Annotated in this window: 16 protein-coding genes and 2 pseudogenes; 13 read left to right on the forward strand and 5 right to left on the reverse strand. The window is 63.4% G+C overall.

Going from position 1 to position 20,064, the window contains the following annotated elements:
- Window positions 1-314: 314 nt before the first annotated feature.
- Window positions 315-1,328, reverse strand: a complete 1,014-nt coding sequence (locus OXR00_RS10515) for an SDR family oxidoreductase (RefSeq protein ID WP_267388177.1) — start codon at window positions 1,326-1,328, stop codon at window positions 315-317.
- Between the two features lie 295 nt (window positions 1,329-1,623).
- Here OXR00_RS10515 and OXR00_RS10520 point away from each other — a divergent pair.
- The 3 genes and pseudogenes from OXR00_RS10520 to OXR00_RS19790 all read left to right on the forward strand — a co-directional run.
- Window positions 1,624-1,851, forward strand: a pseudogene (locus OXR00_RS10520) (SDR family NAD(P)-dependent oxidoreductase); the annotation flags it as partial.
- A gap of 64 nt (window positions 1,852-1,915) precedes the next feature.
- On the forward strand, window positions 1,916-2,035 hold the full coding sequence (locus OXR00_RS10525; RefSeq protein ID WP_267388178.1) for a hypothetical protein: 120 nt from the start codon (window positions 1,916-1,918) through the stop codon (window positions 2,033-2,035).
- Window positions 2,036-2,061: 26 nt separating this feature from the next.
- Complete coding sequence (locus tag OXR00_RS19790; protein WP_267388179.1) at window positions 2,062-2,226, forward strand: hypothetical protein; 165 nt, start codon at window positions 2,062-2,064, stop codon at window positions 2,224-2,226.
- A 138-nt stretch (window positions 2,227-2,364) separates the two neighbouring features.
- Here the strand turns inward: OXR00_RS19790 and OXR00_RS10535 are convergent, their stop codons facing one another.
- Window positions 2,365-2,961 (reverse strand): TetR/AcrR family transcriptional regulator, encoded by a 597-nt coding sequence (locus OXR00_RS10535; protein WP_267388180.1) that lies wholly within the window; start codon window positions 2,959-2,961, stop codon window positions 2,365-2,367.
- Window positions 2,962-3,011: 50 nt separating this feature from the next.
- On the opposite strand from OXR00_RS10535, the gene OXR00_RS10540 reads away from it, so the two are divergent.
- On the forward strand, window positions 3,012-3,857 hold the full coding sequence (locus tag OXR00_RS10540; RefSeq protein WP_267388181.1) for an oxidoreductase: 846 nt from the start codon (window positions 3,012-3,014) through the stop codon (window positions 3,855-3,857).
- Window positions 3,858-4,114: 257 nt separating this feature from the next.
- Here the strand turns inward: OXR00_RS10540 and OXR00_RS10545 are convergent, their stop codons facing one another.
- A complete protein-coding gene (locus tag OXR00_RS10545) occupies window positions 4,115-4,714 on the reverse strand; it encodes a DNA starvation/stationary phase protection protein (protein ID WP_267388182.1) in 600 nt (199 codons plus the stop codon).
- A 294-nt stretch (window positions 4,715-5,008) separates the two neighbouring features.
- Here OXR00_RS10545 and OXR00_RS10550 point away from each other — a divergent pair, with 294 nt between their 5' ends.
- From OXR00_RS10550 to OXR00_RS10560, 3 genes are read left to right on the forward strand one after another with little or no spacing between them, the layout of a single operon-like run.
- Complete coding sequence (locus tag OXR00_RS10550) at window positions 5,009-6,355, forward strand: alpha/beta hydrolase (RefSeq protein ID WP_267388183.1); 1,347 nt, start codon at window positions 5,009-5,011, stop codon at window positions 6,353-6,355.
- On the forward strand, window positions 6,325-7,890 hold the full coding sequence (locus tag OXR00_RS10555) for a GMC family oxidoreductase (RefSeq protein ID WP_267388184.1): 1,566 nt from the start codon (window positions 6,325-6,327) through the stop codon (window positions 7,888-7,890). Before OXR00_RS10550 ends, OXR00_RS10555 begins: the two co-directional genes overlap by 31 nt.
- A gap of 10 nt (window positions 7,891-7,900) precedes the next feature.
- Window positions 7,901-8,704 carry an SDR family oxidoreductase gene (locus tag OXR00_RS10560; RefSeq protein ID WP_267388185.1) on the forward strand — a complete coding sequence of 268 codons (804 nt, stop codon included), beginning with the start codon at window positions 7,901-7,903 and terminating at the stop codon, window positions 8,702-8,704.
- 873 nt (window positions 8,705-9,577) lie between these two features.
- On the opposite strand, the gene OXR00_RS10565 is transcribed toward OXR00_RS10560, so the two are convergent.
- Window positions 9,578-11,605, reverse strand: coding sequence for a trehalase family glycosidase (locus tag OXR00_RS10565; protein WP_267388186.1), 2,028 nt, complete (start codon window positions 11,603-11,605; stop codon window positions 9,578-9,580).
- 123 nt (window positions 11,606-11,728) lie between these two features.
- Between OXR00_RS10565 and OXR00_RS10570 the strand changes: the two genes are divergently transcribed.
- From OXR00_RS10570 to OXR00_RS10585, 4 genes are all read left to right on the forward strand, one after another.
- Window positions 11,729-12,655, forward strand: coding sequence for a Nif3-like dinuclear metal center hexameric protein (locus tag OXR00_RS10570; RefSeq protein ID WP_267388187.1), 927 nt, complete (start codon window positions 11,729-11,731; stop codon window positions 12,653-12,655).
- Window positions 12,652-13,470, forward strand: coding sequence for a Nif3-like dinuclear metal center hexameric protein (locus OXR00_RS10575; RefSeq protein WP_267388188.1), 819 nt, complete (start codon window positions 12,652-12,654; stop codon window positions 13,468-13,470). Before OXR00_RS10570 ends, OXR00_RS10575 begins: the two co-directional genes overlap by 4 nt.
- 166 nt (window positions 13,471-13,636) lie before the next feature.
- On the forward strand, window positions 13,637-16,141 hold the full coding sequence (locus OXR00_RS10580) for an EAL domain-containing protein (RefSeq protein ID WP_267388189.1): 2,505 nt from the start codon (window positions 13,637-13,639) through the stop codon (window positions 16,139-16,141).
- A gap of 187 nt (window positions 16,142-16,328) precedes the next feature.
- On the forward strand, window positions 16,329-16,838 hold the full coding sequence (locus tag OXR00_RS10585; RefSeq protein WP_267388208.1) for a BLUF domain-containing protein: 510 nt from the start codon (window positions 16,329-16,331) through the stop codon (window positions 16,836-16,838).
- A gap of 234 nt (window positions 16,839-17,072) precedes the next feature.
- Here the strand turns inward: OXR00_RS10585 and OXR00_RS10590 are convergent, their stop codons facing one another.
- Window positions 17,073-17,798, reverse strand: a complete 726-nt coding sequence (locus OXR00_RS10590) for an SDR family oxidoreductase (protein ID WP_267388190.1) — start codon at window positions 17,796-17,798, stop codon at window positions 17,073-17,075.
- Window positions 17,799-17,946: 148 nt separating this feature from the next.
- Between OXR00_RS10590 and OXR00_RS10595 the strand changes: the two genes are divergently transcribed.
- Both OXR00_RS10595 and OXR00_RS10600 read left to right on the forward strand, forming a co-directional pair.
- Window positions 17,947-18,843: an AraC family transcriptional regulator gene (locus OXR00_RS10595; RefSeq protein ID WP_267388191.1), complete on the forward strand. Its 897-nt coding sequence runs from the start codon at window positions 17,947-17,949 to the stop codon at window positions 18,841-18,843.
- Between the two features lie 313 nt (window positions 18,844-19,156).
- Window positions 19,157-19,552 (forward strand): annotated as a pseudogene (locus tag OXR00_RS10600) (transposase); the annotation flags it as partial.
- Between the last annotated feature and the right edge of the window lie 512 nt (window positions 19,553-20,064).

Raw genomic sequence — 20,064 nt, forward strand, 5'->3', positions numbered from 1 at the left:
TCGCAGTGCCGATCGCCCGTTTTTGTCGGCGGCTGGTACACCAAAGACATTTCGCAGAGCGCTAATTTTTTCACGCGTGTAGACGTTTTACACCACGCAGGTGCTAGCAGGGCAGAAGCCAACATCGGAACCACCGACCTTGAAGGTTTTGCCGACCTCGCTTCCGATTTAGGCATGTACGATCTTCACGATCGCTGTTGCACTTCTCCGTGTACAAAGAGGCGCGAGCAGCGATCTGTGTCGTTGAGCAACTTCAATACAACGTTGATCGACCAGATGCCGCGACTAAACACCTGATGCGGCGTTTGTAGATATCAACGCCGTCGCGCGACAGCGCGCGCCGTAAGCGCGACGGCTGAAGCACCGATGGCCGCGAGTGCAACAGAGGAAAACGGCAGCTTCTGAAGCTGTAGGGCGAGACTGGATCGGCGGGCATGAACATGCTGGCTGCCGCGTAGCGCGTCAGTACGCGCCTCATAAAGATTGTCCCGGCGCTTCGGATCACCTGGGTCGCCGGGTTTCTGCTGGGCAGTGGTACCGACGACTTCCATCGCCAGGTCGGCCAGGCGCGGAGCTGCTTGGGAGAGTGCAGACGAGAGCAGTCCGCCGCCGCCCGCATAGAGCGTGCGCTTGGCATGAGCGCAGGCGAACAGCACGGCGTCAGCAACCACTTCGGGCGCGTAGAGCGGCGGTGGCAGTCGGGGCGGTTTGTCCATGAAGTTGCGAGCATGCTCAGGAAAGGGCGTATCAATCGCACCGGGCTTCACCAACGTGACGGAAATGCCAGCATCTTCACGCTCAAGCTCCATACGCAGCGTATCGGTCAGCGCCTGCACAGCATGCTTGGTTGCGCAATATGCGCCCTGCTGGACAATCGCGCGGTCACCAAGAATCGAGCCAACGTTGACGATCGCGCCGCCTCGCCCACGCAGATGCCGTGCTGCGACAAGCGAGCCGTTGAGAGTACCGAAGTAGTTCACGTCGAATACGCGCCGGTGATCTTCAACCGGCACTTGCTCCAACGTGCCGTACGTGCCCACTCCTGCGTTGTTGACCCAGCTGTCGAACCCGCCGAACGCCTCTGTGGCGATGACGGCTACCCGCTCGACTGCGGCCATATCACTGACATCGGCAATGCAGGTTGCGATCCGGCCGCCATTGGCCCGCAGCCGCGCCTGCAAAGCCTCCAACGCGTCTGCGTTTCGCGCGACAGCCACCACAGCAGATCCGGCCTTCACGGCCTGCTCCACTATGGCAAGGCCGTTGCCGCTCGTGGCTCCGGTGACGACGATGACCTGCTCGGTAAGTGGCTTCAATTTGATCGGCATCTGTTTCCTAAGGACCGCTCGATCATGCGGCGGCGTCTGAGATGAACAAACTGCTGATCTAATGGCTCCCTTGCTTTGTTAAGCCGCTTAGTCAGCGTCAGGAGTGGCAGAGTGAAACCTCGCTATGCGGCCCTACCATCATGCGCCACGCAGCTTTACGAACGGCCGCCTGCCAGCTGCGAACCGGCTAAACAGAACCTGATAAAGATCGACAGATGTCGATGATCGCCTACCAACTTGGTGGGCTGTCGGTAGTACTAAGCTCCATCGATCTCGGACGTTCCAACGGTCCCGTCTGCGTCCCAGCAATCTTGCAGGAGCTGCTGGCACGTGGCCGCAGGCGTATGCGGGTCCGATCGACGCTCTAGTGAACAATGCCGGTGTCGGCTTCCTCAACGCACTAGAGGGCACGCCGATCGAGGCGGCGCGGCACATCCTTGAGACCAAAACGCTCGGCACGATCGCGATGATGCAGGCGGTGCTGCCGCAGATGCGCGAGCGGCGCAACGGCGTCGTCGTCAACGTCACCTCCTCGGACCTACCGGCCGCTGCCGCTGCTGTCGGTTTACACAGCCAGCAAGGCGGCCGTGAATGCCTTTTCAGACAGTGTGGATCTCGAACTCGCGCCGTTCAACGCGCGCGTCCGGGTTGTGCTACCGGGCCGCGCGCCGACGACGCGCTTAGGGGGGACAACGCCCACGCGCTGATAACCGGCGGCGTCCCGGAGTCCTACATGCCGTTGGTTGAGCAGGTGATGGCGGGCTGGCAGCAGGACACTGGCCCGAACACCTCATCCGAGGACGTTGCCGCGGCGGTCTGGCGCGCGGTGACTGACATGAGCGCACCGGCGTATCTGCCGGCCGGGGCGGACGCGATCGCTTGGTTGCAGGCAGCCTAGACAGAGGTGAGCATGCGATTGGGATAAGGGAAGGCCGTAAAGCAATATGAAGGTCGGCCTGCGTAGCCGACACGTTGCCGTGCTGCCTTTTCAAGCACGATGATCGCCCGAATGGCGCTTGCAGACCCTAAAAGGCTGCTATTGCTTGGCAAAGCCGAGCATCAGGGTGTTCGCAGTTGCGAGGGCCGCCGGAGCAAGCTCTGCGTCGGGTAGCTCACCAGCCGACCAAAACGACAAGGCCCCGCGAAAGGCTAAGGCGAGTTGGATGGGCAGATCGCGCCAACGTTGCCGGTTCGGCGCAGCCTCACCTTCGGAGGCGCCCACCGCCAGCGTCCAGAAGGCTGTGGACCGGGTCAAGGCATCGGCTCTTGCTGGCCCCGCGGTGGCAATCGACCCCATCACCGCACGGTTCACGTCGGGCTCGTCCAGCATGACGGCAACTGCCACCTCAATCGCCAGCCGAACGCGACCTGTTGCGTCTATTGGAGGCGTCACGGCAGCATAGCGCTCCGCCATGCTCTCAATCCGCCGGGCGGACAGAGCGTGCATGATCCCCGCCTTGCTTCCGAACTGGTTGAAGGGTGTAGCGAAGCTGACCCCTGCTTCGGCGGCAAGGTCGCGCATCGAGAACTCGGCCTCGCCGCTGCGGAGCAGCCGTTCCGCCGCATCGAGGATCCGCTGGCGAACGGGCTCACCTTTCTCGAAAGTCGAAACCCTTGTCTTGCTGCCCGGCATACGCTTCCTATATCATGTTATATGTACGTGGTTTGCCCCGGAGGTATCGCATGACCATCACTCTGCCCAAAACCTTCCTGATCACTGGCGTCAGCTCGGGCTTGGGACGCGCCTTTGCCGAAGGTGCGCTGAAAGCCGGACACAAGGTAATCGGTACCGTGCGGCGGGACGGCGACGCCGGTGCGTTCGCTGCCCTCGCGCCCGGCCGTGCGCATCCGCTCGTGCTCGATGTCACAAGCTATACCGCCATCCCTTTGGCAGTCGACAAAACGGAGCAGGAGATCGGGCCGATCGACGTGCTGGTGAACAACGCCGGCTACGGCCATGAGGGCGTGCTGGAAGAATCTTCGATCAACGATCTCCAGCGGCAGTTCGCCGCCAACGTTTTCGGACCCGTGGCGATGATAAAGGCGGTGCTGCCTGGCATGCGGGAGCGCCGGGCTGGCCACATCGTCAACGTGACCTCTATGGGTGGGTTCATCACCATGCCAGGGATCAGCTTCTACTGCGGTAGCAAATTCGCTCTCGAGGGTATCTCCGAAAGCCTCGGCAAGGAGGTGGCGGCCTTTGGCATCCGGGTGACGGCGCTTGCGCCCGGCCAGTTCCGCACTGACTGGGCGGGGCGCTCGATGGACCGTACGCCGCGCAGCATTGCAGACTATGACGCGGTGATGGATCCGTTGCGAGAAGCGCGCCAAGCCAAGAGCGGCAACCAGCCGGGCGATCCGGCCAAGGCCGCCCAGGCGCTGCTCGCCTTGGTCGAAGCCGAAAGCCCGCCTACCCGGCTTTTTCTCGGCGCCGATGCGCTGGGCTTAGTCGATCAGAAGCTGGATGCGATGAAGACGGAACGCGATGCCTGGGATACGCTCTCCCGGTCGACCAGCTTCGCGGACTGAGCGTTCGGAACAGTAGCCCGCGCGCTGTATCTGGTTCGATGATTGATCTGCCGCAACGCAATCCGGGCTGGCCCAGAACCGTCCGTATTCGTGATCAGCCTATGCCGGCTGAGTTTGTCCGGAGTTATAACTGCAGCTCGCACTGAAGAACTACCCGACTTGCCAGACGACACAAGCCGTATCCGCCCCGCGCGCTGCCAGCGCGATGGGCGTCGGAAGTGACGCACACAACCAAGTCGTGTGCGTCATCCGACTCTTTACGCGTCTGGGCGGACCAGTTCGGTTGCCGCGAGATGTTCGGCCAAGAACCATACCTGCGGCTCACCGGTACGGATGATGTTGCTGACCAGCAAATCGTTGGTGCCGTCATCCCCGGACTCGTCTGCGGCTTCCGCGCCCTCATGGGCCTGACGCAGGATGATCTCATGGGCTTCAAGCAGGCGTGCAAGCTGCGACGGAACGTCCTCCCGACCTCTGGGCGGACGGGGGATGCGGGTCATTTCCGCGACATCAGGCGCCATGGCGATGCTGATGCCGCCAAGCGCCATGATACGTTCAGCAATCATGTCGACCAATGCCGACTGCTCCTCGAAGTGCTTATCGAGCAGCAGGTGAAGCTGATAAAAGGTCGCACCAGACATCTGCCAATGATGCTTCTTGTACATGTCGCGCAGGGTCATCGTATCGACCAAAACCTGATTGAGGATCTCCACGCTTTGCGCACGGGCGTTATCCTCAAGCGCGATCGGTAGATTCTTCAACGTTCCGTACGGCTGGATTTCGCGATATTCGACGGCATAGCGCGGCTGCGCTTCGTCAGTGGAAGGGGCAGTCTGTTTGGCAGGCTTCTTCGCCATGAGCTTCAACTCCATCTCGGTGTTTGGGATCGTGCGGGCATACAACAGGGAACATGGCTCTAAAGGTCCGCGTCAGGTCCGATAAAAACGCGAATTTCGATGCGATCATGTGTAGCGACAGGCGGCACACGCTTCCGTGCATGCGTGGATGACCAGAGATCTCTGACGGCGAAAGCGGCGCAACGGGGGTGATCGCTCGGCGATGTTTTGAAGGATATTTGTGCGATCGGCACATCCAACCGGAACTGACGCTTAGCTGCAACGTCAGGCATCCAGTTGAATTTGCGAGGCTGCATGACCGGACCGACGTTGGTGTTTCTGCACGCACTTGGCGCCAGCGCGGAAGAGTGGAAGCTTGTCCTTGATCATCTGCCGACGCGCGATTGCGTGGCGCTTGATCTGCCTGGCTACGGTGCGGCGGCACGACGCGGTTACCTCGATGTCAGGGCGATGGCAGACTGGCTCGCGGACGAGATCCGCTCGCGCGCGCTGACCTCCTGCGTGCTCGTCGGACACAGCATGGGTGGTAAGATCGTCACACTCGTTGCCGCCCGCGCGGCACGTGGCGAGATCGGCCTGTCAGGTGTGCTCGGCGTGGTACTAGTCGCGGCATCTCCCCCCTCTCCCGAACCGATGGATGAGGATCGCCGCGCTGAAATGATCGGGTGGTTTGCGGACAACCAGGCGTCCCAGGCAGAAGCGGCGACGTTCGTCGACGCCAATACCGCAACCCGATTGGCGGACGCATTGCGAACTTCCGCAATCGAAGACGTTCAGCGCTCCAGCCGGGAAGCCTGGCTTGGGTGGCTGGAACGCGGAAGTCGTGAAGACTGGAGCGCTGATGCCGGGCGTATCACGATCCCGGCGCAGATCGTCGCTGGCGCGGACGATGGCGATCTTGGCGAAGATGCCCAGCGTCGGCTCAACCTACCGCATTACATCACCGCCGATGTTCAGGTTGTTCAAGGGGCGGCACATCTCATTCCGTACGAACAGCCGGAGGTGCTCGCGTCGCTGCTCGAAGGCCATGTCGCGCGCGTCGCTCAGGCCGAACTACCCCCGGACTTCGCAAGATTGCTTGCCTCTGATCGCGTCAGCCGTAGGACGCGCGTCGCGCTTATGGATCGTATGCGCCCGCCGCCGCAAACATCACTCTGGGCGGCTGAAGACCGCGCGACGGCCACGGCTATAGTCGCGCAGATCCTGCCCGATGCGGGCGACGTTGCCGTCTTGGCGGACCGCATCATCGCCAGCATCGCTGACGGTACGGGCGACGGCTGGCGGTTCGCGGCGCTACCGCCTGATCGTGAAGCGTGGCAGCGCGGGCTCGCGACGCTGGCGACGAGCGGTTTCGCCGCGCTGGAACGGGATGCGCAAACCCGCTTGCTGGAACACGTTGCCGATGGCGCGATCGGCAGCAGCGAGGACGCGGCGCAGCTTTCACCCGAACAGATGGCCTTGTGGTTCGAGGACGTTCGCGCCGAAACCGTTCGCGTCTGGATGTCGCTGCCAGCGACGATGGCGGCAATCGGCTATGACGGCTTTGCAGTCGGCGGCGATGGCCGCCGCAAACAGGGCTATACCCGTACCGCCGCCGACGATCTGGAAACATGGCAGCCGTCACCGGAGCGGATGTCGTGAGCGCGAAGCGTTACGCCCCGGCCGATGTCGTTGACGCGGTGGTGATCGGTACCGGCGCGGGCGGCGCTCCCCTTGCCGCACGGCTTGCGCAGGCCGGCCTGTCGGTGGTTGCGCTGGAGGCGGGCCGAACGTTCCGCCCGGACGACCATGTTGCCGACGAGCTTGCGGCCGACATCTACTGGATGGAGGAACGGCTGAGCGGCGGGACCACGCCCACGGCGTTCGGCTCGAACAACTCCGGCATGGGCGTCGGCGGATCGACACTGCACTGGGGCGCTTTCTGCCCACGACCGGATCCTCGCGACCTGAAACTGAAGACGCTCAGCGGCAAGGGCGCCGACTGGCCGATCGATCATGCAGAGCTGATCCGCTACATCGTGGAAGTGGAGCAGTTTACCGGCATATCAGGGCCAACTGAGTATCCCTGGGACACGTCTCGCCGATATGCCTATCCGCCCGTCGCGCGCAATGCCGCAGCCGACGCTATGGCGCGTGGCTGTGCGGCGATTGGCATGGTCGCCACTGACGCGCCGGCAGCCTTGGTCTCGCGCGATCGCGAACAGCCGCATTGGGGGCAGCGTCAGGCCTGCGTCAATTGTGGCACTTGCCATCAGGGCTGTCGCACCGCTGCAAAGACCAGCATGGATACGACCTACCTGCCGCTTGCGCACGCGCATGGCGCCGAGATCCGCGCCGAAGCGCGCGTGGTGTCGTTCGAGTTCAGTCGCAGCGGCCGGATCAGCGCGGTCGTGTATCGGCAGGACGACGCGGAGCATCGGCAACGATGCTCGGCCGTTTTTCTGTGCGCAGGCGGCGTGGAGACGCCACGCCTGCTGCTCAACCTCGGCATCGCCAACTCAAGCGGGCAGGTCGGCCGTAACTTCATGGCGCATGTCGCGACGCAGATTTGGGGCCGGTTTGACGCTGACATGCGGATGAACAGGGGTTACCCCTCCTCGCTGATCAGCGAGGACATGCTGCGGCCCGGCGACACAGACTGTGCCGGTGGTTATCTGATTCAGAGTCTCGGCGTACTTCCTGTCAATGTCGCGAACGGGCTCACACGAGGGGCTGGCATGTGGGGCGAACGACTTGAGACCTTCCTGAGGAGCTACAACCGCTTGGCTGGCATCGGGATCAACGGCGAATGCCTGCCACATGCCGACAATCGCCTGACGCTCGCCGACGAAGTCGATGCGTTCGGTCACCGCAAGGCGCGGATCGACTTTAGCTACCACGCCAACGAACAGGCGATCGACCGTCACGCCCGCCGCACGCTTACCGATATCTGGACTGCGGCCGGCGCGAGGGACATTGTCGCGGTCGACCGCTCCGCCCATACGGTCGGCACGTGCCGTATGGGAACGGCTGGCGACGCCGCAGTGGTCGACCCCGACGGTCGCAGCTTCGACGTCCCGAACCTGCTGATCTGCGACAATTCTGTCTTTCCCAGCGCGCTCGCAGCCAACCCCGCGCTGACGATCATGGCACTGTCGCTGCGCACTGCCGACCGTTTTCTCGCATCAAGGCACTGAGGAGTTCATCATGGATCTGGGCATCAAGAACCGTATCGCGCTGATCAGCGGCGCGGACTCCGGCATGGGCAAGGAGACCGCACGGTTGTTGCTCGAGGCGGGTGTGCGCGTCGCGATCACCGATCAGCCCGGCGGGACGCTGAACGAGGCGATCGCGGAGCTCGCGCCGCTTGGCGACGTTGTCGCGGTAGCCGGTGACGTCACCAAGCCCGACGACGTTCGTTCGATCTGGGCAGAGGTTCGCGACCGGCTTGGCAATCCCGATATCTACGTCAACGCCGCGGGCGTGACGGGTGCGACCGGCGATTTTCTCGACGTCGACGATGCCGGCTGGCAACAGACGCTCGATATCAATTTGTTTGGCGCGGTGCGGATGTGCCGTGAAGCGATCCCGGCAATGCGCGCGAGCGGCTGGGGCAGGATCGTATTGTTCGCCTCCGAAGATGCGGTTCAGCCCTATGTCGATGAGCTGGCCTATTGCGCGTCGAAGGCGGGTATTCTGGCCCTCGCGAAGGGACTATCCAAGGCCTATGGCGGCGACAACGTGCTGGTCAACACCGTCTCGCCCGCGTTCATCGCGACGCCGATGACCGACAAGATGATGCGCAAGCGCGCTGACGAACGCGGCGAAAGTTTCGATGCGGCGATCGACAGCTTCCTCGAGGAGGAACGGCCGGGCATGGTGTTGAAGCGCCGTGGCCGGGCCGAGGAAGTCGCCGCAGCGGTCGCGTTCCTGTGCTCGGAACGTGCGAGCTTCATCAACGGCGCCGGCATCCGGGTGGACTCCGGGTCGGTCTTCACCATCGCGGGATGAAGGTTTACACTTCAGTTCGGAGATACTGCGGCATTGGTCGGTCGGGCAGGCATGAGAGGTTCGGCTCAGGCTCCGATGCCTCTGGTTACGCCGTAACTCACCATTGGTTGAGCTTACCTCTTTGCCGGCACGAGCTTGTCTAAAGCCGACAGAGCGACGCGACCGTCAGCGTCGTGAGCCGACGACCACGTTGCCAACGGAGAACCTGCGGCCGACGCCACTCGCGGAAATCGGAGAACATGATCTAATCCCGGCCATTCCGAGCTTCTCGCCCCAATTTCCGCCGTTTGTTCATGCCCAAGGGCCGTCTACTCGGACATTGCCACATCATCTCTGATCGCGCAGGGGAACTCTACACGGGCACGCTTGGGGCGATGGATTGAGAATGAACGTCGGATACTCGAGCAACTGCCATTGCTCCAGGAACGTCGAACGCTGGCCTATATGCCAGCGCTGCTGCTTTCCGCGCTGGCATGGTGGATACGCTGGAATTGGACCCTGCCTTTCCGCCGGACTTCCCCTACCTCACCTTTTTCCCAGCGGTTAGGCGCAGGTACTGGGTGGCGATGTCTCGGTCGCGGATCGGGGAGCCCTCGGTATTTGATCACTCAGTGCGGCTTGGTCAGTCCTCGAAAGCGGCTATCCCTGCTTCTGAGGCTGCAACCTCACCGTCAATTTCTGTGCATGTGCTCCTGCCGCACCGTAGGGCTGGAGCCGATCTCATTGGTAGCGAAGGTGACGAGCGCGACCGGTCGTCCGGCGGTAATACTCTCCGATAACCGCGAAAATACGATCAGCAACCCTACCAAGATCGCACGCTATCTGCGCACTACAGGGCAGGAAGCACGGGCGAGCGCCGCCGTGACGGTCTTGTCAGTTTCGACGCGACTGATTGGCCACGGTGGCGACCTGTCGATGCGACGGCTGCCTCGGTGCGATCGGGTTCCCCTGCTCGACGCCTGATCCGATGAAGCCGAGGAGCGCACCCCAGTGGTAGAACCAGTCCGTCGTCGCGACTGTGTCGCTGTCGGCTGACACCGCGCTATAGTTCTCGTGGACATGCCCCTTTGAGCGCCACTCCCCCATGAACAGCGCCAGCGATCGGTCGGCCAGCTGCCGGCGGGCAGCGAGCGCCATATCGGTGTGGTAGTTGCCGAGCCCTTTCCAAACGAGATAATTCATCGGCCCCCAAATCCGACCTCGCCAGTAATCCTGATCTTTGAACGCCGGGTCGCTGCGCGCGATCGACGGAATGACGCGATCGCCCCAGAACTCAGCCGGGTTGAGCAGATGCCCGCGGATCATCTGATCCGCCGCGCGCGGCGACGGGACGTTGGCGAGCAGAGGGTAGAAATTGGTTGGCGACAGGTGCTCGCTCAACCTGCCCGTCCGCAGGTCCTTGTTGCGGTAGATGTGATCGACGGGATCCCACAGCGTCGCAAGGCTGCGGCGATAGCGATCGGATCGGGCGCGAAGATCGACAGCGTCTCGGGTTCGGCCAAGCTCGCCGGCGATGGTGGCGAGCGCGTCGCAGTCTGCGATGTAAAGGCTCATCAATCCGACATCGGCGAGCTGCATTTTGCGGCCGTCGAAGCCGACCCCATCGTACATCGGGCTATTGTCGAGCCCGGACTCGTATCTGGCCCCTTGCAGAGTGCCGGCGCTGGGATCGTCGGGGTTGATCGGCGGCCGGGTCGCATCGCTACCCCAGGTCAGATATTCGCCGGCGCCCCGGTTGTCGGGCCACCACGAATTCCATTTCAGCAGCCTGTCGTAGCTGTCCTCAAGCAACCACCGATCGTGGAAGCGGCGATAGAGACCCAATATGGTGATAGCGCCGACGGGCGGCTCGGATCGGTCCCAGCTTTTCCAGCCGCCGCCGCGCGCGAAATTCGGTACGAAACCGGCAGGGGATACCTCGTTCAGCACCTCCAGCGCGTTGGCGTAGGCGAGATCACGGTTTCCGAGCGAGGCCATGGTGGCGGCAAAAAACGTGTCCCAATCGAACAGGACATATCCGCCCCAGTTCTGATTCCATATCCGGCTGACGGGCGACATGACGCGCCCGCCAGCCGGATCGTAGATGGTGTCCCAGCCGAGTACGGTCTCGATCGCCCCACGCACCTCGGCGGGCGCCCCGGCCGCCGAGGTGCGGGCAGCGAACGCGGCGCGCGCTGTCGCGACCAGCGTGGTGATCTCGGCGAGGTTCCTCGGCTTGCCAGTGCTGACCGCGGCCGGGCGATCCAGGCGAAAGGCGAAGTATGGGCCGGTCACGGGCACCTGAACCTCGTCGATCTCCGGTCCGGCGGCATGGATCGTAACGACGGCGCCGGGCAGTCGCGCCACGATGTTGGCGCCCTCGCGCGCGACGTTGCCGGGCCGGTTCCAGATCATCGCGGCCGACAGGGTCGCGACCGGCGGCTGGCTGGTCGCTTCCGCATCCGACCGGAACGTCGTGTTCGCGCGGGTCGCGGCGGTTCCGAGCGAATCCGGCGACCGTGCGGACGCCGAGAGCGGCGTCACCAGCATGACGAGATCGTCTCCGACATGCGCGGTTTCCAGCCGTACTTCGATCCCGCGCCATTTGACTCGTAGTTCGGTGTAAGAGCCATCGTAAGCGTGCGGACCCGGGAACACCGTCTCCTCGCCCGCCGCCTTGCGGCCGATCAGCGCCGTTGGCAGGAACGCGTTCGTGTTCTCTGCGCTGTCCTTTTTCAAGCCGAGCCGAATCTGCAGGCCGTAGGGAAGCAGCACCTGCCCGGTGACCGTATTGGTGTCCCAGCTGTTCCACCCGCGCTGGAGACGCGCCTGCACGGCGGCGTAGTCCGGGGAGCGCGCTGGTTTTGCAGCAGCCACGCCGAGCGACAGGAACGACGCGATCATAAGGGCGACGATGCGCATGCTGAACCTTCTCCTGCACTCCAGCTATCATGCAGCGCGATGCGTTGCACGCGGCGCGTCGGCCCGTGGCCTTGCAGTCGGGAATGGCAGTTGTAGGATGCCGGGTAGTCAAGGGAGAGGTGGATGGACCGGAATGCGCCGTTGCGCCGTGACGTGATCGCCGGCGGGATCGCAGCGGCTGCCGTCGGGGCAGGTCTGGGCTCGCCGGCGCTGGCGGCAAAGCCGTTGACCGCAGGCGAGGTGATCGCACGGATGCAGCAGCACATCGGCGCGCCCTGGAAGGCGCAGGGCGTGGACGGTTTCAAGGCGGGCGCACCCGAGACGGCTGTGCGCGGCATCGGCACCACCATGATGGCGACGTTCGATGCCCTGAAATCCGCGGCGCGACAGGGCCTCAACATGGTTGTCACGCACGAGCCGACCTACTGGTCGCACCCCGACACGCTGACGCAGTTGCAGGACGATCCGCTTTACCGGAAGAAGCTCGCCTTCCTGCGTGCGCACGACATGGTCTCGTTCCACTTCCACGACAATTGGCATGCGCTCAAACCGGTCGACGGCATCAATTACGGCACGCAGCAGCTGATGGGGTGGACGGCGTACATGCACCCGGACGACCAGCGGCTGTTCAAGCTGCCGCCGACGACGCTGGGCGCGCTCGCCGCGGATTTCGGCCGGAAGATGCACGCGCGGACGATGCGCGTCGTCGGCGATCCGGCGCTGCCCGTCCGGACCGTATACGAAAGCTGGGGCTATTGCAGCGCGTTCCCCGGCATCACCTTGCTCGATCATGCTGATGTGCTCGTGATCGGCGAGGCGCAGGACTGGGACCTGATCGCCTATGTGCAGGACCTGGTCGCGATGGGTGGCAAGAAGGCGCTGATCATCCTCGGCCACGTCAAGTCGGAGCAATGGGGGATGCGCTACTGCGCCGACTGGCTGAAAGGCTTCGTACCCGAGGTGCCGGTGCGATACGTGCCGATCGTCGAGCCCTATTGGAACCTCGATCACCCCACGCTCAAGATCGACACGAAGGGATGGTCGGCGTGAACGAACCCGCAACGCCGCCGCGTGAACCCGTCACCGCGCTCCAGCTCGCCGACCGCATCCTTGCCGCCGCGGCGACGGATGGCGCGGTGATGTCCGCGATTGACCGTGTCGTCGCGGGCGACCCAACTACCGTGGTGACCGGCATAGCGACGGTCGCGATGGCGTCGATCGACGCGTTGCAAGTGGCGACCACGAAAGGCTGCAACCTCGTCGTCAGCTACGATCCAACGTTCTGGTCCGAAGGCGACCAACTCAATCACGTCGCCGGCAACCGCCTGTTCGCCGCGAAGCGTGAGTTCATCCGTGCGCGCGGCCTTGTCGTCCTCGACCTGCACGACCGATGGCAGAACGGCATAGACACCGGCATGGCGCGGACGCTTGGATGGGAAGCGCATCGGCAGACGCCAGGCGTGCCGCTGTACGCCTTACCGCAGACGACGCTGCTCGCGCTGGCACAATCGCTTCACGCCACGCTCGACGATCGCACGTTGCGTGTCGTCGGCGATCCCGCGCTGCCGGTCACCCGTGTCGCGGCAAGCTGGGGGAACGCCCGCCAGCTACCGACGATCGCGCTGCTCAACGGGCCGGCCGACGTTGTCGTGTGTGGCTACAGCCACGAATGGGAGGCGGTCGAGTACGCCCAGGACATGGTCGCGAGCGGAGCAAAGAAGGGGCTGATCCTGCTCGGCGAGGCAAAGTCGGTCGATGGCGGAATGCTGTACTGCGCCGACTGGATCCGGACGTTCGTCGGTGAGGTTCCAGTTGCACACCTCCCTTCGGTCGAGCCTTACTGGAGTTTGCAGCAGGCCAGTTAACTGGCGCGGGTGCTCCCGGGGAGCGCTGCGAGACACCTGCTGCCTGCTGCCGCCGACCCGGCGGATGGTTGCCTCTTTGTTAGGAAATCTACCGTAGCGGGAGACGAGACGATCCGCGGTGGGGGCCGCAATAGTGATATCGAGATATAAAGAGCTCTGGCTCACATTGCTGTTGCTTGCTCTGAGCATGACGCCGCACGCTGCGTCGGCCAGCAGCGTCGATCTGCGCCGGACGGCTTGTACCGTCACCCTCCCTGACGCCACGACGAACGCAGCGGTAGCCACAGCCCGGTATCGCTGCGGCACCGGCGCGCCGACCAGCAGCAAGACTTGGCTTTGGCTGCGTCTCGACACATCTCGCCTGCGCGATCTGCCGCCTCAGTGGCACCTCCTCGTCGACCAAACGCGATTTGACCGGATCGCGGTGCTTGTGGCCGGTCGCGACGGCATGATCCGTCACGCCGATGCGTACTCTCACCTCGACGACCATGCGGCGCCTGGCGGCTTGTTGAAGTTTACCGTCGCGCCGCCCGGCCGGGACGTTCAGGGCCTTTACCTCGGGTTCCGGCACATCGATGATCTGACTCTTATGCGGAAGATCGTCGCGATCTCCAGCTCTGAAATGACGGCAGGCGACACAAGGTGGTTGCTGTTGATGGGGCTCTTTGTCGGAACCTTGCTTTCGGCGTTGCTCTACAATCTGGTGATCCACACAGGCCAGCGGTACGCGTTCCAGCGATGGTACCTGCTGTGGGTCACCGTTGCGCTCTGCTATGGTCTGGTCTGGACAAACATGGCCACGTTCCTGTTGCCCAGCCTCGTCGGACCGGTTGCGGTCCGGATCGACTTCGTGCTCGTCGGGTTGATGGTGGCGGCGGGGAACATGTTCTTCTTTGCGGTGGTCGAGGAGGGCAGACTGCCGGGCGGCTTGGCCATGGCGGGTCGTGTACTGGCGGCTGCTGGAGCCGCGCTGGGCCTGATGGCGGCAGCGGACATGTGGCTGCCGGCGACCGTCACGGATAGGCTGCTGAACTATGCGATCGCGGGCACGGCCATAGTGGTTGCGGCGTCATGTTGCATCGCGGTACGTCGGGGCAGCCGCGTGATCTGGTTCTACATGATCGGCTGGGGACCGGTGATTTGCGTCTTTCTGGCGCGGCTGGCCCGCAACCTCGGGCTTGCACCGCAGAACGACGGCGTCGACATGATGACATTTGCGGCGCTCGCGTTTGAGGCGCTTGTGCTGTCGCTAGCAATTGCCGACCGGTTCCGGTTGATCCGGCAGGAACTTGAACGGGCGCGTCAGCGACGCGAAATCGATCTTGCCGAGGCAAAGACGCTTCGTCTGGCGGCGCACACAGACTTCCTCACCGGGCTTGGCAATCGCGCTGCGTTCCAGGAGAGAGGACACACGCTCATCGCCGCCGGCACGCCCTTCAGCCTGTTCTTGATCGACGTGGATTATCTGAAGGACGTCAACGACAGGTTGGGCCACGCCGCTGGCGACGTGCTGCTGCGGTATGTTGCATCGGCTCTTTCCGCCGCCACGGGGTGCCTGCCGGACACTGATATCGCGCGCATTGGCGGCGACGAGTTCGCGATCCTGTGTCAAGGCGCCCTGCTGGCGGAGGTCGCACTCGCCGACGCGATAAGCAGTTTGCAGGGAGACGCCTGGTGCGAGACGGAGCAGCAGCGCACGTTATCGCTCAGCGTCGGATCGGCGCGCTATCCCGATGACGCCCAGGCGCTGGACCTGCTGTATCAGAACGCCGATCTCGCACTCTACACCGCAAAGCGGCTCGGCCGGGCGCGCTACTCCCGCTACGATCTCCTGCAACGCAGCTTACGCGACTTAGAGGTCGAGTTCATCGGCGACGCCGAAGCGGCGCTGAAACGGGAGGAGTTCGAGCTGTACATGCAGCCGATCGTGTCGCTCGCCACCGAAACAGCCTGCGGCTACGAGGCGTTGCTGCGGTGGAACCACCCGCGCCATGGTCTGCTGACGCCGGATCGTTTCGCCGACGTGCTGGTGGCAGAAAGGATTGGACTGCTCGTCCAGGAGCATGTCTTCGAACTCGCGCTTGCCCAATTGCGCGAACATGGTGCGCGGCTTGGCGTATTAAGCGTGAATTTCACCTCGGCGCAGCTGTCCGGGCCGCAGGCTGCCAAGAGCGTCCTCAATCGGCTCGCCTATCATGGCATCGCGCCATCCCGCCTGTGCGTCGAAGTGACGGAGGGTGTGATGCTCGACCGGGCGGCGGACAGCATTCTTGCCAACCTGCGCATGTTGCATGACGCCGGCGTCTGTATCGCGCTTGATGATTTCGGGACGGGGTATGCCTCGCTTGTCCATCTACGCAAGTTGCCGATTGACCGGATCAAGATCGATTGCTCTTTCGTCGCCGGTATCGGCCAATCAGATGGCGGAACGCTGCCCATCGTGCGCGCCATCCTCGGCCTGGGGCGCGGCTTGGGAAAAGTTGTCGTGGCGGAAGGTATCGAAACCGAAGCTCAGGCGGTTCAGCTGAGACATCTGGGGTGTCAGCTTGGCCAAGGCTTCCTTTACGGGCGTCCTGTGCCCCTCTTACCTGCTGACGCTTCGCAGACTGAGACGGGAACGCCCCAGCTTGCTCGCCTACACCACGCCCAGGCTCTGGCCCTCGTGCATTAGGCGAGAAAGTCTGCGAGGCTACGACCCACATCCGGCCGTTTAGTTCACCTTGGTCGCGCCCCTTTTTGGACATTAATCGTCCTAGCGGGGCACGGCTTTCCTTGTCGATGGACGCAGAAGCACCCGGCCCGGATCGGGTTGCTGCCGCGCAACGGCGAGGCGGAGCATACCCGGTGATTCCCGCTCGATTCCTGCTCCGTATTTCAAACCGCCAAACCCACGAGCTCAAGAGAAAGAGCGTGCAGGGCAGACGAGTTGTTATGCGGAATCTGAATGCTGTGTCCGCCAGTGCGTTGATGCGCATCGAGTTCCAGACACGCTCGCTGCCGAGCTACATGCCATTTTAGCGATTAGCCGCAGCAACAATGCTCGCGATGATATTACCGGCGCCTTGATGTTCAATGCCGGTTGCTTTGCTCAGGTCTTGGAAGGTCCGCTCGACAGCGTAGAAGCCGCGGTCGAGCGCATCCAGCAGGATGAACGCTACGGCGAGGTATCTCTGCTCGCACGGGAGCCGATCGCAGGAAGAACCTTTCCGAACTGGGCGATGGGCTTTGTCGGCCTCTCGGATGCTGACGCTTCGCGCTTTGCCGACATCAGCAGGGCAAGTGAGTTCGACCCCTCCCGCTTCAGCGGCGATCGGTTGCACGCGATCCTGCGAGATCTCGCCATCGAAGAGGGATGTTCGGCGGCGTGAATACATGCCCGAGAGCATCGTTGCGAATGCTGACGTTCAGCATGTGCGGGTGTTTGCTTGCAACCGACGCGTCACGTCGCCTCGACTGTCGACGGCATGTCAACGCACAACGATAGCGGTGACCCACATCGGCCGTTCCCGAGCCCTTCTAGCTACCTGATACTTGCCGCGCGTTGATGTGGACGAACCGATTGTTTGGGCATGCCGGGGTACGACACCGGCACGCCCACGCACTCACATGTCCGCTGCGGTCGGGCGTACGATCACTTCGTTGATGTCGACTCCCTCCGGCTGCTCAATGGCGTAGCGAACGGCTCGCGCGATCGCGTCCGGCGTCAGCGCCTTCTTCCGCCACCCGGTCAGTGCCGCCGCAATCTCAGGATCGGTGATGTCATGGCCCAGCTCGGTGGCGACCACGCCCGGCGAGATCAACGTCGAGCGGACCTCGTCATGCTCCTGCCGCAACCCCTCGGTAATGGCGCGCACGGCATGTTTGGTGGCGCAATAAACCGTTGCGGTCGGCATCACCATGTGCGCGGCGACCGAGGCGACGTTAACGACATGGCCGCTTCGCTGCGCCACGAACCGCGGCAGGACCGCGGCGATGCCGTTAAGGACGCCGTGGATGTTGACGTCGACCATCCGCTTCCACTCGTCGCGCTTCAGCTGAGCGAGCGGGGACAGCGGCATCACGCCCGCATTGTTGACCAGCACGTCGACACGCCCGAAGCGCGCTTCGGCGGCCGCCACGAACGCGTCGAAAACGGCGCTGTTGGTGACGTCGAGTGGTTGCCAGGCGACGCTTTCGCCCAGCTCATCGGCGAGTGCCTTCAGGCGATCGCCGCGACGCGCGCCGATGAACAGCCGGGCACCAGCCTCGGCCAGTTCACGCGCAGTTGCCTCGCCGATCCCGCTCGACGCGCCAGTAATGAGGACAACCTTGTCGATACTTCCTGCCATGATGCAGTCCTTCCGTTGCAGTGACGGGACGCAGATGGGCCATGGCCTGTGTCGGGCGGTAGAGCGATCATCCTAATAGCTTGCACGATCCTCCAGAATCGAGGCCGGGTGCTTGCCCGCGACGCGGAAGTGGGGAAGGATCGTCGGCATGGACCGGATCGCCGAACTCGCCGCTGTCATTGATCGGCACGTCGCGAACACAGGCGTTTGCAGCACGGCGATGCCGCATGTGTCGCTGATCCGGGCCGACGCGCCGAGCACCCCCACGCCTGCCGTCTACGAGGCCTCGCTATGCCTGATCGCCCAAGGGTCGAAGCGCGTGTCTATCGGCGAGCACAGCGTCGTCTATGATGCCGCCCGTTACCTCCTGGTCTCGGTTGACCTACCGCTGGTCGGTCATGTGCTCGATGCGAGCGCTGAGCGACCCTATCTCTGCTGCAAGATCGATCTCGATTCCGCGATGCTGGCCGATCTGATCGCGAGCGAGGGCGGCGGGGTGGCCCGTACGGATCTGCCGGTACTCGGCGTTTATCCCGGCGATCCCGACCTTATCGACGCGGCATGCCGGCTGCTCAAGCTGCTCGACCGCCCCGACACGATCGCCGCGCTGGCGCCGCTCATTGAGCGGGAGATCCTCTACCGTCTGCTCATCGGCCCGCATGGCCCGATGCTTCGTCACGTCGCGACCGCTGGCAGTCACCTCAATCAGGTCAGCCGCGCGATCGCCGCTATCCGCCGGGATTTCGATGCGCCGATCCGCATCGACGACGTCGCAGCCGAGGCTGGCATGAGCCCCTCCTCGCTCCACGCGCACTTCAAAGCAATCACCCGCATGACGCCGCTGGAGTATCAGAAACAGCTGCGGTTGCAGGAGGCCAGACGCCTGATGCTGGCAGGGGGTGCCACCGCGAGCACGGCAGGCTTTGCCGTCGGCTATGACAGCCCATCGCAATTCAGCCGCGAATACAGGCGATTGTTTGGAGCGCCTCCACGTACCGACATCGAACGGCTCCACGCTGCACCAGCAGCGGCCATCGCGCTTTGACGATGGTTGGGTCGCGACCGATCCTGTGAACTATTGGGAACGACTGTTGCTGGCCAAAAGACGCAATCCCGGCTGTCCGCAACACGTTTTCGTTTTCAACTCCGGTCGCCCGTTCATGTTGCTAAACCGTCCGGTTTTATGGGTTTAAGAGCCATCCCGGAATGGCTTAAGGTGGTGGGAGCACGAACCCGCTGCGCGGGAGGGGTGCTCGCAGCACGGTTGAGGTGAACGGGCGAGCGTCGCGCTTGATTTGAGCTCTTCGGGAGGCGGGCAGAGCATCGGGGGTTCATGAGAAGGAGCCCTGCCATGAACACTTTCACTTCTTAAGGTGCGTGACGTCGACAGCGAGCACATGCTGCTCAGGGTCGAGCGCGGCAAAGGCGGCCGCTATCGCAACGCCATGCTCCCATCGGCGCTGCTGCGCGAGTGGTGGAAGGTTGGACAGCAAGAGGGCGTGCTGCACGTCGACGGCTGGCTGTTCCCCGGCCAGCACTATCTCAAGCCGCTCAGCACGCGGCAGCTACACCGCATCGTCGTCGATGCGAGCGTGGCGGCGGGCATTGGCAAGCGGGTCGGGCCGCACATCCGCCGCTTCCTTCTCCACGTTCTCCCACAGGGCTTCCACCGCATTCGTCCCTACGCCCTGCTCGCCGGTGCAGCTCGTAAGGCCCATCTCGACCACGTCTGCCAGCTACTCGGGGTGGCGCCGCCGGCCGCGGCCGATATGCCAACCGAACCGGACGAGATCCGGCCACCATGCCCATGCTGTGGAGGGCGCATGGTCGTCGTGGAGACCTTCGAACGTCAGCGCCAGCCCCGCGTACCACCGGCGCGTACACTACTATCCGGGACGCAGGCGTCGTGACCCGGCACGGCGCGGCACGGCCCCGCCATGTCTCGCAGCACCGATACTTGCGGAGCCGATGCCACATGCGCCGATCGCTGTCCGACGCCAACCATATCGAGTAGGGCCGGGCTATCTTCACCGGCGAAACCAACGTGCCAATCCGAATCCGGACGGCCCGCATCCAAGTCCGTGCCCGCATCCGCGATGTCGCTGGTCATCGCAGCAGGTCGGAAACTGAAAACTTCATAGTGCATCGCCTGTGGCCCACGGGTTTGGGCCTCCAAGACTTTCGTACGCCTGCCGACATCGAAACTCTTCAGGAAAGTAGAACTGCAGTGTTCGTGTCTCGAATGGCAGGCGCGTCAAGAAGGTGC

It is taken from the genome of Sphingomonas sp. GC_Shp_3 (assembly GCF_026540945.1).
Taxonomy (GTDB): domain Bacteria; phylum Pseudomonadota; class Alphaproteobacteria; order Sphingomonadales; family Sphingomonadaceae; genus Sphingomonas.